The sequence below is a fragment of the Burkholderia puraquae genome, from assembly GCF_002099195.1.
GTDB classification, from domain to species: Bacteria; Pseudomonadota; Gammaproteobacteria; order Burkholderiales; family Burkholderiaceae; genus Burkholderia; species Burkholderia puraquae.
On record NZ_NBYX01000027.1, the window covers coordinates 1 to 16,448 of the forward strand.

The 16,448-nt window shown below is 66.0% G+C and carries 17 protein-coding genes; 14 read left to right on the forward strand and 3 right to left on the reverse strand.

Going from position 1 to position 16,448, the window contains the following annotated elements; translation table 11 throughout:
- Positions 1 to 458: 458 nt before the first annotated feature.
- Complete coding sequence (locus tag B7G54_RS32845) at positions 459 to 1,235, reverse strand: enoyl-CoA hydratase (protein WP_085042893.1); 777 nt, start codon at positions 1,233 to 1,235, stop codon at positions 459 to 461.
- A 129-nt stretch (positions 1,236 to 1,364) separates the two neighbouring features.
- On the opposite strand from B7G54_RS32845, the gene paaN reads away from it, so the two are divergent.
- The 5 genes from paaN to paaK all read left to right on the forward strand — a co-directional run bounded on the left by paaN (position 1,365) and on the right by paaK (position 6,989).
- Positions 1,365 to 3,071, forward strand: coding sequence for a phenylacetic acid degradation protein PaaN (paaN, locus tag B7G54_RS32850; RefSeq protein ID WP_085042894.1), 1,707 nt, complete (start codon positions 1,365 to 1,367; stop codon positions 3,069 to 3,071).
- 87 nt (positions 3,072 to 3,158) lie between these two features.
- Complete coding sequence (gene pcaF / locus B7G54_RS32855; RefSeq protein ID WP_085042895.1) at positions 3,159 to 4,361, forward strand: 3-oxoadipyl-CoA thiolase; 1,203 nt, start codon at positions 3,159 to 3,161, stop codon at positions 4,359 to 4,361.
- A 45-nt stretch (positions 4,362 to 4,406) separates the two neighbouring features.
- Entirely contained in the window at positions 4,407 to 5,198 is a 792-nt protein-coding gene (gene paaG / locus B7G54_RS32860; protein ID WP_085042896.1) for a 2-(1,2-epoxy-1,2-dihydrophenyl)acetyl-CoA isomerase PaaG, read from the forward strand.
- Between the two features lies 1 nt (position 5,199).
- Complete coding sequence (gene paaI, locus B7G54_RS32865) at positions 5,200 to 5,652, forward strand: hydroxyphenylacetyl-CoA thioesterase PaaI (protein ID WP_085042897.1); 453 nt, start codon at positions 5,200 to 5,202, stop codon at positions 5,650 to 5,652.
- A 38-nt stretch (positions 5,653 to 5,690) separates the two neighbouring features.
- Positions 5,691 to 6,989: a phenylacetate--CoA ligase PaaK gene (gene paaK, locus B7G54_RS32870; RefSeq protein ID WP_085042898.1), complete on the forward strand. Its 1,299-nt coding sequence runs from the start codon at positions 5,691 to 5,693 to the stop codon at positions 6,987 to 6,989.
- Positions 6,990 to 7,229: 240 nt separating this feature from the next.
- On the opposite strand, the gene mltA is transcribed toward paaK, so the two are convergent.
- Complete coding sequence (gene mltA, locus B7G54_RS32875; RefSeq protein WP_244289457.1) at positions 7,230 to 8,354, reverse strand: murein transglycosylase A; 1,125 nt, start codon at positions 8,352 to 8,354, stop codon at positions 7,230 to 7,232.
- A 28-nt stretch (positions 8,355 to 8,382) separates the two neighbouring features.
- Between mltA and B7G54_RS39865 the strand changes: the two genes are divergently transcribed.
- A complete protein-coding gene (locus B7G54_RS39865) occupies positions 8,383 to 8,526 on the forward strand; it encodes a hypothetical protein (RefSeq protein WP_014898203.1) in 144 nt (47 codons plus the stop codon).
- A 14-nt stretch (positions 8,527 to 8,540) separates the two neighbouring features.
- Here B7G54_RS39865 and apaG read toward each other — a convergent pair whose 3' ends face one another.
- On the reverse strand, positions 8,541 to 8,915 hold the full coding sequence (apaG, locus tag B7G54_RS32880) for a Co2+/Mg2+ efflux protein ApaG (RefSeq protein ID WP_085042899.1): 375 nt from the start codon (positions 8,913 to 8,915) through the stop codon (positions 8,541 to 8,543).
- A gap of 178 nt (positions 8,916 to 9,093) precedes the next feature.
- On the opposite strand from apaG, the gene rpe reads away from it, so the two are divergent.
- The 8 genes from rpe (at position 9,094) to B7G54_RS32920 (ending at position 16,408) form a co-directional block, all read left to right on the forward strand.
- Positions 9,094 to 9,780, forward strand: coding sequence for a ribulose-phosphate 3-epimerase (gene rpe, locus B7G54_RS32885; RefSeq protein ID WP_085042900.1), 687 nt, complete (start codon positions 9,094 to 9,096; stop codon positions 9,778 to 9,780).
- A 4-nt stretch (positions 9,781 to 9,784) separates the two neighbouring features.
- The gene (locus tag B7G54_RS32890; RefSeq protein WP_085042901.1) at positions 9,785 to 10,549 is read left to right on the forward strand and encodes a phosphoglycolate phosphatase; all 765 of its coding nucleotides are present in this window, start codon (positions 9,785 to 9,787) and stop codon (positions 10,547 to 10,549) included.
- A 357-nt stretch (positions 10,550 to 10,906) separates the two neighbouring features.
- Entirely contained in the window at positions 10,907 to 12,400 is a 1,494-nt protein-coding gene (gene trpE / locus B7G54_RS32895; protein ID WP_039362349.1) for an anthranilate synthase component I, read from the forward strand.
- Between the two features lie 13 nt (positions 12,401 to 12,413).
- Entirely contained in the window at positions 12,414 to 13,004 is a 591-nt protein-coding gene (locus tag B7G54_RS32900) for an aminodeoxychorismate/anthranilate synthase component II (RefSeq protein ID WP_085042902.1), read from the forward strand.
- 13 nt (positions 13,005 to 13,017) lie between these two features.
- Positions 13,018 to 14,049 (forward strand): anthranilate phosphoribosyltransferase, encoded by a 1,032-nt coding sequence (trpD, locus tag B7G54_RS32905; RefSeq protein WP_085042903.1) that lies wholly within the window; start codon positions 13,018 to 13,020, stop codon positions 14,047 to 14,049.
- A 29-nt stretch (positions 14,050 to 14,078) separates the two neighbouring features.
- Complete coding sequence (trpC, locus tag B7G54_RS32910) at positions 14,079 to 14,864, forward strand: indole-3-glycerol phosphate synthase TrpC (RefSeq protein WP_085042904.1); 786 nt, start codon at positions 14,079 to 14,081, stop codon at positions 14,862 to 14,864.
- Positions 14,864 to 15,490, forward strand: a complete 627-nt coding sequence (locus tag B7G54_RS32915) for a CYTH domain-containing protein (protein WP_085042905.1) — start codon at positions 14,864 to 14,866, stop codon at positions 15,488 to 15,490. Before trpC ends, B7G54_RS32915 begins: the two co-directional genes overlap by 1 nt.
- Positions 15,491 to 15,502: 12 nt before the next feature.
- Positions 15,503 to 16,408, forward strand: a complete 906-nt coding sequence (locus B7G54_RS32920) for a uracil-DNA glycosylase (protein WP_085042906.1) — start codon at positions 15,503 to 15,505, stop codon at positions 16,406 to 16,408.
- The last annotated feature ends 40 nt before the right edge of the window (positions 16,409 to 16,448 follow it).

The following is a 16,448-nucleotide window of genomic DNA, read 5'->3' on the forward strand; positions in this document are numbered from 1 at the left end:
CTTTCGCTATCTGATCCGAGGATCAGCTCGCTTCCATCAAGCGCCCACACTTATCGGCTGTTAATTTTTAAAGAGCATTCTGCGAGGAACTTCGTGTTTCCCGGCAGCGCTGCGTTTTCAGCAGCAGAGAAGCGAGATTATGAACCGTGTTTCGCAGCTCGTCAACAACTTTYTACACTACRTCGTTGCGACTGCGGGGCTCAACTTCCAGGCCAGCTGCGCGCCCCAGACTGCAGCACACCACCGACCCTGCTTCCCTCTTCCGCGCTGCGTTTCCGTTAGCGCGAAAGAGGCGTGATTCTAAGCACCCGCCCCCGTCCGCGCAAGCCCCTTTGTGAAAATATTTTGAAAAAGCCCCCGTGCGCTGACGCGCACGGGGGCTTGGGGCTCGGCGGCACGTGCAATCGCGCCGACAACCGATACCAACCAGCCTCCGGCCGCCTACCCAGGCACACCGATCAGCGGTGCTTGAACACCGGCTTCCGTTTCTCGACGAATGCCGCCATCCCCTCCTTCTGGTCTTCGGTCGCGAACAGCGAATGGAATAGCCGACGCTCGAAGTGAACACCTTCGGCCAGCGTCGTCTCGTACGCACGGTTCACCGACTCCTTGACCATCATGACTGCCGGCAGCGAAAACTCGGCGATCGTCGCCGCGGCGGCAATCGCCTCGTCGAGCAGCGTGTCGGCCGGCAGCACGCGCGACACGAGCCCCGCGCGCTCCGCTTCGGCTGCATCCATGAAACGGGCGGTCAAACACATGTCCATCGCCTTCGCCTTCGACACCGCGCGCGGCAAACGCTGCGTGCCGCCCGCACCCGGCATGACGCCCAGCTTGATCTCCGGCTGGCCGAATTTGGCCGTGTCCGCCGCGAAGATGATGTCGCACATCATGGCCAGCTCGCAGCCACCGCCCAGTGCAAAGCCCGAAACCGCTGCAATGATCGGCTTGCGGATCTCACGGACCGTCTCCCAGTTGCGCGTGATGTAGTCGCCCCGGTAGACATCCATATAGGAGTAAGTCGCCATCATGCCGATGTCCGCGCCGGCAGCGAATGCCTTCTCGCTCCCGGTCACGACAATAGCGCCGATGCCATCGTCCGCGTCGAGCGCCTTCAGCGCGTCACCCAGTTCATCCATCAGCACATCGTTCAGCGCATTCAGCGCCTTCGGACGGTTCAGCGTTACCAGCCCGGCACGCCCCCGGGTCTCCACCAGGATGTTCTCGTAAGCCATCTATTTCTCCTCGATCAATGAAATGAGAAACGCCTCGCACATGCGAATAGTTTGATGCTACCATTCTCCGACCAACCGGTCGGTTAATTAATCGATCCAATCCCTCTCAACGTCCATCAGGCCGCCGCCATGACCCATGCACTGTTCACGAAGCACGAAGACACGCTGAAGCACGCACTCGCCGCCATCGAGAGCCGCGGGTACTGGAGCCCGTTCGCCGAAATGCCGAGCCCCAAAGTGTACGGGGAAAGCGCGAACGCAGATGGCGAGGCCGCGTTCAAGTCGTACTTCAACAAGACGTTCGCGCTCGACCAGCCGGCGTCCGGAGAAACGGTCGGCTCAGAGCGGTCGCCGTATGGCATTGCCCTGGGTATCCGGTATCCGAAGTCGACGCCCGACGAACTGATCGCCGCCGCTGCCGCCGCGCAACGCTCGTGGCGCGAAGCCGGCCCGAGCGCCTGGATCGGCGTCAGCCTCGAAATCCTCGCGCGCCTGAATCGCGCAAGCTTCGAGATCGCCTACGGTGTGATGCACACCACGGGGCAGGCATTCATGATGGCGTTCCAGGCCGGCGGCCCGCACGCGCAAGATCGCGCGCTCGAGGCAGTCGCCTATGCATGGGACGAACTGCGCCGCATCCCGGCCGATGCGCACTGGGAGAAGCCGCAAGGCAAGAACCCACCGCTCGCGATGCACAAGCGCTATACGATCGTCCCGCGCGGCACCGGGCTCGTACTCGGCTGCTGCACGTTCCCGACCTGGAACGGCTACCCGGGCCTGTTCGCCGATCTGGCAACCGGTAACACCGTGATCGTCAAACCGCATCCGGGCGCGATCCTGCCCCTCGCAATCACTGTCAGGATCGCTCGCGACGTGCTCCGCGAAGCCGGTTTCGATCCGAACGTCGTCACGCTCCTCGCGACCGAACCCAATGACGGGGCACTCGTTCAGGATCTCGCGCTGCGCCCCGAAATCAAGCTGATCGACTTCACGGGCAGCACGCAAAACGGCACGTGGCTCGAACGCCATGCCCACCAGGCACAGGTCTATACCGAGAAGGCTGGCGTCAACCAGATCGTGATCGACTCGACCGACGACTTGAAGGCCGCCGCCAAGAACATCGCGTTCTCGCTGGCGCTGTACTCGGGCCAGATGTGCACGGCACCGCAAAATATCTACGTGCCGCGCGACGGCATCCGGACGGCGGACGGCCATGCGAGCTTCGACGAGGTCGCACAGGCAATCGCCGTTGCCGTGCAAAAACTCACCGGAGACCCGGCACGCTCGGTCGAACTGATCGGCGCAATCCAGAACGAAGGCGTGACCGCACGCATCGACGACGCCCGCCAGCTCGGCCGCGTGCTCGCCGACAGCCTTACCCTTCAGCACCCTTCGTTCCCCGATGCCCGCGTGCGCACGCCGCTCGTGCTGCAACTCGACGTGGCCGATCGCGAAAAATTCACGCAGGAGTGGTTCGGCCCGATCTCGTTCGTCATCGCAACCGACTCGACCGCACAATCGCTCGACCTCGCCGGGGAAATCGCGGCGGAACATGGCGCGCTGACGCTCTCCGTCTACAGCACCGACGATGCAATCGTCGCCGCCGCCCACGACGCGGCGGTGCGCGGTGGCGTCGCGCTGTCGATCAACCTGACGGGCGGTGTGTTCGTGAACCAATCGGCAGCGTTCTCGGATTTCCACGGCACGGGCGCGAACCCGGCGGCCAACGCGGCGCTGGCCGACCCAGCGTTCGTCGCCAACCGGTTCCGCGTGGTGCAAAGCCGAGCCCATGTTGCGCCGAAAGCGGCACCCGCGGAAGCCGGCCAACCGGCATAACCCGAATGGTCGACGTGCAAACGCCGCCACGTTCCCTACCATGAACGAATCCGTCACCCGGCGGGTTCGTTGCTCATCGATACGCCCATGACAGACGCCTATATCTGCGACGCGATTCGCACCCCCATCGGCCGCTACGGCGGCGCCCTGAAGGATGTCCGCGCCGACGACCTCGGTGCGGTACCGCTCAAGGCGCTCGTCGAGCGCAACCGCAACGTCGACTGGACGGCAATCGACGACGTGATCTACGGCTGCGCGAACCAGGCCGGCGAGGACAACCGCAACGTCGCGCGCATGTCGGCGCTGCTCGCGGGCCTGCCCACCGACGTGCCCGGCACGACGCTGAACCGCCTGTGCGGCTCCGGGATGGACGCGGTCGGCACGGCCGCACGCGCAATCAAGGCGGGCGAGGCCAGCCTGATGATCGCAGGCGGCGTCGAGAGCATGACGCGCGCGCCGTTCGTGATGGGCAAGGCCACGAGCGCGTTCGCGCGCCAGGCCGACATCTTCGACACGACGATCGGCTGGCGCTTCATCAATCCGCTGATGAAACAGCTGTACGGCGTCGATTCGATGCCGGAGACGGCCGAGAACGTCGCGGTCGACTACAACATCAGCCGCGCCGACCAGGATCTGTTCGCGCTGCGCAGCCAGCAGAAGGCCGCGCGTGCGCAGCAGGACGGCACGCTCGCCGACGAAATCGTCGCAGTCACGATTCCGCAGAAGAAAGGCGATCCGGTGGTCGTGTCGCGCGACGAGCATCCGCGCGAGACGTCGCTCGAAGCGCTCGCGAAGCTGAAAGGCGTCGTGCGCCCGGACGGCTCGGTGACAGCCGGCAACGCGTCGGGCGTCAACGACGGTGCGTGCGCGCTGCTGCTCGCCAATGCGCAGGCAGCCGACCAGTACGGCCTGCGCCGCCGCGCACGCGTGATCGGCATGGCGACAGCCGGTGTTGCGCCGCGCGTGATGGGCATCGGGCCCGCGCCGGCCACGCAGAAGCTGCTCGCGCGGCTCGGCATGACCATCGACCAGTTCGACGTGATCGAGCTGAACGAGGCGTTCGCATCGCAAGGTCTCGCGGTGCTGCGCATGCTTGGCGTTGCCGACGACGATCCGCGCGTGAACCCGAACGGCGGCGCGATCGCACTGGGCCATCCGCTCGGCGCATCGGGCGCCCGGCTCGTGACCACGGCGCTCCACCAACTCGAGCGTACGGGCGGCCGCTTTGCGCTCTGTACGATGTGCATCGGCGTCGGCCAGGGCATCGCACTCGCGATCGAACGCGTGTAACCCACGCACCGCGCGCCTATAACGAAGTCATGAAGGAGATACTGCATGTCCTATCAGGCGATTCAGCTGGATATCGATCAGGCCTCGAACGTGGCCACGATTACCCTCAACCGTCCCGATAAGCTGAACAGCTTCACGCGGGCGATGCATCGCGAACTGCAGTCGGCGCTCGATGATGTCGAGGCGGCCGGCGCGCGCGCGCTGATCCTGACAGGTGCGGGGCGCGGCTTCTGCGCGGGCCAGGATCTGGCCGATCTCGACTTCACGCCGGGCGCATCCACCGACCTAGGCACACTGATCGACGAGCACTTCAATCCGCTGATCCGCCGCCTGCAGCGTCTGCCGATTCCGGTAATCGCCGCCGTCAACGGCACGGCGGCCGGCGCCGGTGCGAATCTCGCGCTCGCATGCGATCTCGTATTCGCCGCCCGTTCGAGCAGTTTCATCCAGGCCTTCGTCAAGATCGGGCTCGTACCCGATTCGGGCGGTACGTGGTTCCTGCCGCAACGCGTCGGCATGGCACGCGCGCTGGGGCTCGCCCTGACCGGCGACAAGCTCGGCGCCGAACAGGCCGAGCAATGGGGCTTGATCTGGCGCGCGGTCGACGACGACACCCTCGCTGCGTCAGCCCGCCAGCTCGCCACCCAGTTCGCGCAACAGCCGACGCTCGCGATCGCATCGATCAAGCAATCGATGCGCGACAGCGTCACGAACACGCTCGACCAGCAACTCGACCTGGAACGCGACCTGCAACGCAAACTTGGCCAGTCGCACGACTACGCGGAAGGCGTTAAGGCATTCGTCGAGAAGCGCGCGCCGCGTTTCGAGGGGCGTTGACATGACGAACGCCACTGCCACGCTCGACCCCGATTCGCTCGCCCGCGCCGCCGCGCGGGCCATGTACGACGCCGACGCATGCAGCCGCGCGTTCGGGATGGAAATCGCCGAAGTACGCGCCGGCTATGCGCGCCTGCAAATGCGCGTGCGGCCCGAATTCCTGAACGGGCATCAGACTTGCCATGGCGGGATCATCTTCACGCTGGCCGATTCGACGTTCGCGTTCGCGTGCAACTCGTACAACGTGAACGCAGTCGCGGCCGGCTGCTCGATCGAATACCTGCGCCCCGTGCACGGCGACGACGTGCTGACGGCCGAGGCGATCGAGCAGGCACGCGCCGGCCGCCAAGGCATCTACGACATCCGCGTCACGAACCAGACCGGCGAAACCGTCGCGATGTTTCGCGGCAAATCTGCCCAGATCAAGGGCACGGTCATCCCGGAAGACCGCTGACGTCGACGGCTCGCACATAACAAACACTGGAGACATGCATGACTACCCCGCTACCGCTCGAGCCGATCGAGACCGCCTCACGTGACGAGCTGACCGCGCTGCAGCTCGAACGCCTCAAGTGGTCGCTCCGGCATGCGTATGACCACTCTCCCGTCTATCGTCGCAAGTTCGACGATGCGGGCGTCCATCCGGACAACCTGAAGACGCTCGCCGACCTGTCGCGCTTTCCGTTCACGACGAAAAGCGACCTGCGCGACAGTTACCCGTTCGGGATGTTCGCGGTGCCGCAGGATCAGATCTCGCGCATTCATGCGTCGTCGGGTACGACCGGCAAGCCGACGGTCGTCGGCTATACGGCCGGCGACATCGACACATGGGCGAATCTCGTCGCGCGCTCGATCCGCGCCGCCGGTGCGCGCCGCGGCGACAAGGTGCACGTCAGCTACGGCTACGGCCTGTTCACGGGCGGGCTCGGCGCGCACTACGGCGCCGAACGCGCGGGGCTGACCGTGATCCCGTTCGGCGGCGGCCAGACCGAGAAGCAGGTGCAGCTGATCCAGGATTTCCGGCCCGACATCATCATGGTGACGCCGAGCTACATGCTGTCGATCGCCGACGAAATCGAGCGCCAGGGTCTCGATCCCGTGCAGAGTTCGCTGCGCATCGGCATCTTCGGCGCGGAACCCTGGACCAACGACATGCGCGTCGCGATCGAGCAGCGGATGGGCATCGACGCGGTCGATATTTACGGGCTGTCCGAAGTGATGGGGCCCGGCGTCGCGTCCGAATGCGTCGAGACCAAGGACGGCCCGACCATCTGGGAAGACCACTTCTATCCGGAAATCATCGATCCAGAAACCGGCGAAGTGCTTCCGGACGGCGAACTCGGGGAGCTCGTGTTCACGTCGCTGACGAAAGAGGCACTGCCGATCGTCCGCTATCGCACCCGCGACCTCACGCGCCTGTTGCCCGGAACCGCCCGCACGATGCGCCGGATGGAGAAGATCACGGGCCGGTCGGACGACATGATGATCGTGCGCGGCGTCAACGTGTTCCCGACGCAAATCGAGGAGCAGTTGCTCAAGCAGCGCGCGCTCGCACCGCACTATCAGATCGTGCTGACGAAGGAAGGCCCGCTCGACGTGCTGACGCTCAACGTCGAGCCCTGTCCCGACACAGCGCCCGATACGGCGGCGATCCACGCGGCAAAACAGGCGCTCGCACACGACATCAAGTCGCTGATCGGCGTGACGGCCGTGATCAACGTGCTGCCCGTGAACGGGATCGAGCGTTCGGTCGGCAAGGCGCGACGCGTTGTCGACAAGCGCACGGGCTGACGGCAATCGCTGCGCATGCATGACGCGCGGCGAATCCGCGGCTGCAAATGAAACAGCCCGATCGACGAACGCCGATCGGGCTGTTTCATTCCGGAACGCCGCTGGGGCACCCGCCGACGCGACAGGCGCGTCACGAAAACCGACACCGCACTGGCACCGTCGCGATCAGAGCGACGCAGCGCCTACGAATGCGGCGCCTGATGCATCGATGACAACTCGCGCAACCCGCGCCGCCTCACATCAAGAATTCGGGAACAGCAGCCACATCCGGCCGACCTGCTTCATCCGCCCGGCCTGATCGCCCGCGTCGTCGCCGAGCCCCCAGAAATAGTCGGCCCGCACGCCGCCCTTGATCGCGGAGCCCGTATCCTGCGCGAACACGAGCCGGTTCATCGGGGTATTCGTCAGCGGGCGCGTGGTCTGCAGGAACACGGGCGTGCCGAGCGGGATCGACGACGGATCGACTGCGATCGAACGCTCCGGCGTCAACGGCACGCCGAGCGCGCCGATCGGGCCGTCCGCGCCGCCGTGCGGTGCATCTTCCTTGGTCGGCATGTCGCGGAAGAATACAAACCGCGGGTTCGTGTCGAGCAACGCGTCGACACGGCTCGGGTTCGCCTTCGCCCACGCCTTGATGCCCTGCATCGTCGCCTGAGCGGGTGTCAGTTCGCCGCGATCGAGCAACCACTTGCCGATCGAGCGGTACGGCTGGTTGTTGGTGCCGCCGAAGCCGACCCGCATCACCGAGCCGTCGTCGAGCAGCACGCGCCCCGAGCCCTGCACCTGCAGGAAGAACGCTTCGATCGGGTCGTCGACCCACACGAGTTCGTTGCCGTTCAGGATGCCGGCGCGTTCGAGCTGTGCGCGTGCCGGCAGCGCGGCGCCCGCGCGATAACCGGCCGGCCAGCGATAGAGCGCGTACTGATACGGACCGCGACGCACGCGCGAACCATGCAGCAGCGGCTCGTAATAGCCGGTCACGAGCCCGTCGAGCGTACCGTCGGTGTTCGCGAGCTGGAACGGCGTGAAATACGTTTCGAAGAACGTACGTGCACTGCTGACGTCGAGCTCGTCGAGCCGGTCGGCAGCCGAGCAAGCACGCTGCCAGGCCGGCTGGCGCGCGAGCCGCACGCAGTTCTGCCGCAGCGCGGCCGTCGCGCCGATCAGCGCATCGTCCTGCCAGCCCGGCACCTGCTGCCACGCGACCGGCGTGAGCCGCTTCGCGGCGACCTGACCCGGCACGATCGCCGCGCCGGTCGGCGGCTTCAGCGACGACGTCCGCGTCGGCGCACCGCCGCACGCCGCGAGCAACGCCGCCGCTGCGGCCGCCGCAACCCACCCGGCCAACCGGGGCCCAAACCACATACAATGTCCGTTCTTGATGGAAACCGCCATGTCAGATTTTCTCGACCAATATCCGATGCTCATCTTCGCGCTCGAAGCCTTCGTAGCGCTTGCCCTGCTGATCTTCATCGTCGTGTGGACGTCGTCGGGCAGGAAGAAACACGCCCGCAACAACGATCGCCAGCCGCGCTGACGCGCCCCGCACGCTCAATGCAGCGTGCGCGGCATGTGCAGTGCGAACTCGTCGACCGGCGCCTCGAAGCGCTCGCCATCCTCCGCCACGCAGAAATACTCGCCGCGCATCGTACCGACCGGCGTTGCGATCACGGCCCAGCTCGTGTACTCGAAATGCTCGCCCGGCTGCAGCAGCGGCTGGTGCCCGACGACGCCGAGCCCCTTCACTTCCTGCACGTGGCTCTCGCTGTCCGTGATGATCCAGTGACGCGCGATCAGCTGCGCCGCGACCTGTCCCGTGTTGCGGATCGTCAGCGTGTACGCGAATGCGTATTGACGGCGATCGGGGTCGGATTGTTCCGGCAAGTAGCTGGTTTTCACCGAAACGGTGAACTGATACTGACTCATGATGTTTCCGGTGGAAGGTGACTGTCCGCGCCGGCATGGGCAACGGGGCCGCGGGCGCGCCGCATTGGTTCGGCATTCTATGCGCAATCGGGCCGCAACCGCACGGCCTGCCGCCGCGCACCGGGTCGCCGGACGGTAGAATGACGGTTTTGCGCCGCAACGTCCCCGCTCTCCTGCCATGACCCAATTCCGCATCGCTCCCAGCATCCTGTCGGCCGATTTCGCTCGGCTCGGCGAAGAAGTCCGCAACGTGGTCGCCGCCGGCGCCGACTGGATCCACTTCGACGTGATGGACAACCATTATGTGCCGAACCTGACCATCGGCCCGCTCGTGTGCGAAGCGATCCGCCCGCACGTGCAGGTGCCGATCGACGTGCACCTGATGGTGCGCCCGGTCGACCGGATCGTGCCCGATTTCGCAAAGGCGGGTGCAAACCTGATCAGCTTCCACCCGGAAGGCTCCGATCACATCGACCGCACGCTGTCGCTGATCCGCGACCACGGCTGCAAGGCCGGCCTCGTGTTCAATCCGGCCACGCCGCTGAACTACCTGGACCACGTGATGGACCGCCTCGACTTCGTGCTGCTGATGTCGGTCAACCCGGGCTTCGGCGGCCAGTCGTTCATTCCGGAAACGCTGAACAAGCTGCGCGAGGCACGCGCACGCATCGACGCGTACACGGAGCGCACCGGCCGCGAGATCCTGCTCGAAGTCGACGGCGGCGTGAAGACCGACAACATCGCGGAAATCGCGGCGGCCGGTGCGGACACCTTCGTCGCGGGTTCGGCGATCTTCGGCAAGCCCGACTACCGCAAGGTGATCGACGACATGCGCGCCGCGCTCGCTACCGTCGAGCGGAGCTGACGCCGTGGCCGAATCGTCGCTCGCCGGCCATGTGCCGGCCGGGGCCGCAACGGAAGCCGCCCCGATCCGCTTCGCCACGCCGCGCATCGACGCGGCGCTGATCGATCTCGACGGCACGATGGTCGATACGGCCGACGATTTCACGGCCGGCCTGAACGGGATGCTCGCGCAGCTCGGCGCGCCGGCCACGTCGCGCGACGAGGTGATCGGCTACGTCGGCAAGGGCTCCGAACACCTGATCCTGAGCGTGCTGAAGCCGCGCTTCCCGGCCGACGAAGCGCATGCGCGTTTCGACGACGCGCTGGCGATCTACCAGACCGAGTACGCGAAGATCAACGGCCGCCACACGCGCCTCTATCCGGACGTGGCCGCCGGCCTCGACGCGCTGCGCGCGGCCGGCATCCGGCTCGCGTGCGTGACGAACAAGCCGCACCGCTTCGCGGTCGAACTGCTCGAGCAGTACGGGCTGGCCGATTGCTTCGGCATCGTGCTCGGCGGCGACAGCGTCGCGCGCAAGAAGCCCGATCCGCTGCCGATGCTGACGGCCTGCAACGCGCTCGGCGTCGCACCGGATGCGGCGGTCGCGATCGGCGACTCGGAAAACGATGCGCTGGCAGGCCGGGCGGCGGGGATGGCGACGCTGACGGTGCCGTACGGCTACAACCACGGCAAAGCTATACAAACGATAAATTCGGATGGTATAGTCGATTCGTTGCTGGTCGCAGCTCGCGCGATCACCGCGCACAACGCCGGCCGACCAACCCTCTGATTATTTCTTCCATCTGCATGTTTCTGAATAAAAAACGGAGTCTGAGCAGCATCGACCGGGGAGCCTGGCCCTGGCGTCGCTGGTCGCGCTAACCTCTTCGATGAGGTACGCTGAAGCACGTCTTCAGCGCCGTTTTTTATCTCGCTGCGCATCCGCGCGCCGATCGTCGCACCACCTCGAGTTCTACCGCGTCCGAACGCTTGCGTTCAGGCTCGGCTGCAGGCTCGCGACGTTCACGCCCGGAGTGCCGGCCGGCAACAGGCACTTCTCGATCGACCGCCCTTTCGCCGACGGCATCCCGCGCAGCGTCAAATGATCCCTGGCGCACGCGCCGCTCGTCCCGAACAGGACCGGAACATGACCGAACTCGAATTTCAATCGCTCGCGAACGAAGGCTACAACCGCATCCCGCTAATCGCGGAAGCCCTCGCCGATCTCGAAACGCCGCTGTCCCTCTACCTGAAGCTGGCCCAGCCCGAACGCTCGGGCGCCAACTCGTTCCTGCTCGAATCGGTGGTCGGCGGCGAACGCTTCGGCCGCTACTCGTTCATCGGCCTGCCCGCCCGCACGCTCGTGCGTACCCGCAACGGCGTGTCGGAAGTCGTGCGCGACGGCCAGGTGGTCGAGACACATGACGGCGACCCGTTCCAGTTCATCGAATCGTTCCAGGCGCGCTTCAAGGTGGCGCAGCGCCCGGGCCTGCCGCGCTTCTGCGGCGGTCTCGCCGGCTACTTCGGCTACGACGCGGTGCGCTACATCGAGAAGAAGCTCGCGAACACCGCACCGCGCGACGATCTCGGCCTGCCCGACATCCAGTTGCTGCTGACCGAGGAAGTCGCGGTGATCGACAACCTCGCCGGCAAGCTGTACCTGATCATCTACGCGGACCCGAGCCAGGCCGAAGCCTACACGAAGGCGAAACAGCGCCTGCGCGAACTGAAGCAGCGCCTGCGCACGACCGTGCAACCGCCCGTCACGTCGGCGAGCGTGCGCACCGAGACGTTCCGCGAGTTCAAGAAGGACGACTACCTGGCCGCCGTGCGCCAGGCGAAGGAATACATCGCGGCCGGCGAGCTGATGCAGATCCAGGTCGGCCAGCGTCTGACGAAGCCGTACCGCGACAATCCGCTGTCGCTGTATCGCGCGCTGCGTTCGCTGAACCCGTCGCCTTACATGTACTACTACAACTTCGGCGACTTCCACGTGGTCGGCGCATCGCCGGAAATCCTCGTGCGCCAGGAAAAGCGCGGCGAAGACCAGATCGTCACGATCCGCCCGCTCGCCGGCACGCGCCCGCGCGGCAACACGCCCGAGCGCGACGCGGAACTCGCGACCGAGCTGCTCAACGATCCGAAGGAGATCGCCGAGCACGTGATGCTGATCGACCTCGCGCGCAACGACGTCGGCCGCATCGCGGAAATCGGCTCGGTGCACGTGACCGACCAGATGGTCATCGAGAAATACTCGCACGTGCAGCACATCGTCAGCTCGGTCGAAGGCAAGCTGAAGCCCGGCATGACGAACTACGACGTGCTGCGCGCGACGTTCCCGGCCGGCACGCTGTCCGGCGCGCCGAAGGTGCGTGCGATGGAACTGATCGACGAACTCGAGCCGGTCAAGCGCGGGCTGTACGGCGGCGCCGTCGGCTACCTGTCTTTCTCGGGCGAGATGGATCTCGCGATCGCGATCCGTACGGGCCTGATCCACAACGGCAACCTGTATGTGCAAGCGGCGGCCGGTGTCGTCGCGGATTCGGTGCCCGAATCCGAATGGCAAGAGACCGAAAACAAGGCGCGCGCGGTACTGCGTGCGGCCGAACAGGTCCAGGACGGCCTCGATAGCGACTTCTGACCGGAGACTGACCATGCTGCTCATGATCGACAACTACGACTCGTTTACCTACAACCTGGTCCAGTACTTCGGTGAACTCGGCGAGGACGTACACACCTACCGCAACGACGAAATCACGCTCGACGAGATCGCGCGGCTCAATCCCGACGCGATCTGCCTGTCGCCCGGCCCGAGCAACCCGCAGCACGCGGGCATCACGCTCGACGTGCTGAAGGAATTCGCGGGCAAGAAGCCGATCCTCGGCGTCTGCCTCGGCCATCAGGCGATCGGCGAGGCGTTCGGCGGCCGCGTCGTGCGCGCGAAGACCATCATGCACGGCAAGGTGAGCAAGATCGAAACCGACTGCCGCGGCGTGTTCGCCGACCTGCCGAAGCACTTCGACGTCACGCGCTATCACTCGCTCGCGATCGAGCGCGAATCGCTGCCCGACTGCCTCGAGGTGTCCGCCTGGACCGACGACGGCGAAATCATGGGCGTGCGCCACAAGACGCTGCCGATCGAAGGCGTGCAGTTCCACCCGGAATCGATCCTGTCCGAGCATGGTCATGCGCTGCTCGAGAATTTCCTGAAACAGGCCCGCGGCGTGGCCGCACAAGCCGCCTGACGGGAGCCTCACGATGACGATTACCCCTCAGGAAGCGCTGCAGCGCACGATCGAACACCGCGAGATCTTCCACGACGAGATGCTGCACCTGATGCGGCTCATCATGCGCGGCGACATGTCGCCCGTGATGGCAGCCGCGATCATCACCGGGCTGCGCGTGAAGAAGGAGACGATCGGCGAGATCGCCGCCGCCGCGACCGTGATGCGCGAATTCGCGAACCACGTCGAGGTGCAGGACAACTCGAATTTCGTCGACATCGTCGGCACCGGCGGCGACGGCTCGCACACGTTCAATATCTCGACCGCGTCGATGTTCGTCACGGCCGCGGCCGGCGCGAAAGTCGCGAAGCACGGCAACCGCGGCGTATCGAGCAAGTCCGGCAGCGCCGACGTGCTCGAGGCGCTCGGCGTAAACATCGACCTGCAGTCCGATCAGGTTGCCGCGTCGATCGCCGAAACGGGCATGGGCTTCATGTTCGCGCCGAACCATCACCCGGCGATGAAGAACATCGCGGCCGTGCGCCGCGAGCTCGGCGTACGGACGATCTTCAACATCCTCGGCCCGCTGACCAATCCGGCCGGCGCACCGAACCAGCTGATGGGCGTGTTCCATCCCGACCTCGTCGGCATCCAGGTGCGCGTGATGCAGCGTCTCGGCGCGCAGCACGTGCTCGTCGTGTACGGCAAGGACGGCATGGACGAGGTGTCCCTCGGCGCCGCGACGCTCGTCGGCGAACTGCGCGACGGCAAGGTGCACGAATACGAGATCCATCCGGAAGACTTCGGCCTGCAGATGGTGTCGAACCGCACGCTGAAGGTGGAAAATGCCGACGAATCGCGCACGATGCTGCTCGGCGCGCTGGACAACAAGCCGGGCGTCGCGCGCGAGATCGTCACGCTGAACGCGGGCACCGCACTCTATGCGGCGAACATCGCCGAATCGATCGCGGACGGCATCCAGCTCGCCCGCGAAGCGATCGCGAGCGGCAAGGCCCGCGCGAAGGTAGACGAACTCGTGCGCTTCACGCAGCAGTTCAAGCGCTGACTCCCCTTACGAATCAAGCAGGAATCCACATGAGCGACATTCTCGACCGAATCATCGCCGTCAAGCGCGAAGAAGTCGCGGCGGCCATGCGCAGCGCGCCGCTCGAGGCACTGAAACTGGAAGCATCCGCGCGCGACCTGCGCGACTTCGTCGGCGCACTGCGCGCGAAGCATACGGCCGGCCACGCGGCCGTGATTTCCGAAATCAAGAAGGCGAGCCCGTCGAAGGGCGTGCTGCGCGAGCATTTCGTGCCGGCCGACATCGCGCGTTCATATGCGGAGCACGGCGCCGCGTGCCTGTCGGTGCTGACCGACGAGCAGTTCTTCCAGGGCAGCGTCCGCTATCTCGAGGAAGCGCGCGCAGCCTGCACGCTGCCGGTGCTGCGCAAGGACTTCATCGTCGACGCGTACCAGATCATGGAAGCGCGCGCGATGGGCGCCGACGCGATCCTGCTGATCGCCGCCGCACTCGACACGCCGCTGATGCAGGATCTCGAAGCGTATGCGCACTCGCTCGGCCTCGCGGTGCTGGTTGAAGTGCACGACCGCAACGAGATGGAACAGGCGCTGACGCTCAAGACGCCGCTGCTCGGCATCAACAACCGCAACCTGCGCACGTTCGAGACGTCGATCCAGACCACGCTCGGCATGCTCGACATGATTCCGGCGGACCGCATCGTCGTAACCGAATCCGGCATCCTGTCGCGCACCGACGTCGACACGATGCGCGCGGCGAACGTGAACACATTCCTCGTCGGCGAAGCGTTCATGCGCGCCGCCCAGCCGGGCGAGGAACTCGCACGGATGTTCTTCTGATGGCGATCGAAAAGGAAATCAAGCTCGCGCTGCCGGCCAGCCAGGCCGACGCCGCGCGACGCTTCTTCGAGACGCTGACCGGCGAACCCGGTCACGACATCACGCTCGCGAACGTCTATTACGACACGCCCGATCTCGCGCTGGCCCGCTCGAAGAGCGCAGTGCGCGTGCGCCGCGCGCCGCAAGGCTGGCTGCAGACGTTCAAGACTGTCGGCAGCGCGGAAGGCGGCCTGCATCGCCGCCACGAATGGGAACTGCCGGTGGCCGGCGACGCGCTCGAGATCGATGCGCTCGTCGCGGCCTGCGACGTGCCGGAAGCCGCCGCCGCGCTGAATGACGCGGCCGGCACGCTGTCCGCGCTGTTCCGCACGGATTTTTCGCGTACGCTGTGGCGCATCGCAATCGGCGGCGCAACCGTCGAAGCCGCGGTGGACCTCGGCGAGATCGTCGTCCAGGCGGAACACGAAACGCGCCGCGAACCGATCAGCGAAATCGAACTCGAACTGATCGACGGCCCGGAAGCGGCGCTCGTAACGCTCGCCGCCGAACTGCAGCAGGCGCTGCCGGGCCTCGTTCCCGAAAACATCAGCAAGGCGCAGCGCGGCTACCGGCTGCGCGCGCAATAACACGCATCACGCATGGCAACCCGCAAGACTTCCCGCGCGCCGCAACAGGCGTCGCTGTTCGACGATCCCGTGCCGGAAACGGCACCGGCCGATCATCCGTCCCCGCCTTCCGAGCCGCCCGCGGCCGGGCGCAAGTCCGCAAGGAAAGCCGCCGCACCGGCTGCGGCCCCGACGGCACCGCAGCCCGTTGCTGCCAACGTTCCACACCTCGCCGCGCAATTCGACGCGCTGCCGACCGTCTGGCGCGACGTGCTGAAACCCTTCACCGACAGCGACGCATATGCGCCGCTGTGCCGCTTCGTCGATGACGAGCGTGCGGCCGGCAAGGCGGTCTATCCGACCGACGTATTCCGCGCGCTGCGCCTGACGAGCCCGGATGACGTAAAAGTCGTGATCCTCGGCCAGGATCCGTATCACGGCGACGATCGCGGCACGCCGCAGGCGCACGGACTCGCGTTCTCGGTGCCGCCGGCCGTGCGCACGCCGCCGTCGCTGCGCAACATCTTCAAGGAAATCGCTGCGAACTTCGGTCATGACACGCCGCGCCACGGCTGCCTCGACACCTGGGCGCGCCAGGGCGTGCTGCTGCTCAATACGGTGCTGACGGTCGAGCGCGGTGCAGCCGCGAGCCATGCGAAGCGCGGCTGGGAGCAGTGCACGGACACGCTGATCCGCGAACTCGCCAGCCGCCATCGCGGGCTCGTCTTCATGCTGTGGGGCGCACACGCGCAGGCGAAACGCGCACTGTTCGACGCAAGCGCGCACTGCGTGCTCGAGGCACCGCATCCGTCGCCGCTGTCCGCGCACCGCGGCTTCCTCGGCTGCCGCCATTTCGCGCTCGCGAACGACTATCTGGTCGATGCCGGCCGCGAACCGATCGACTGGCGCCTGCCGGAAGTGGCCGAAACGCTCGCTTGACGGCCGCGCCGCCGATTCTTTCGCCAGCCGGCATGCAAAA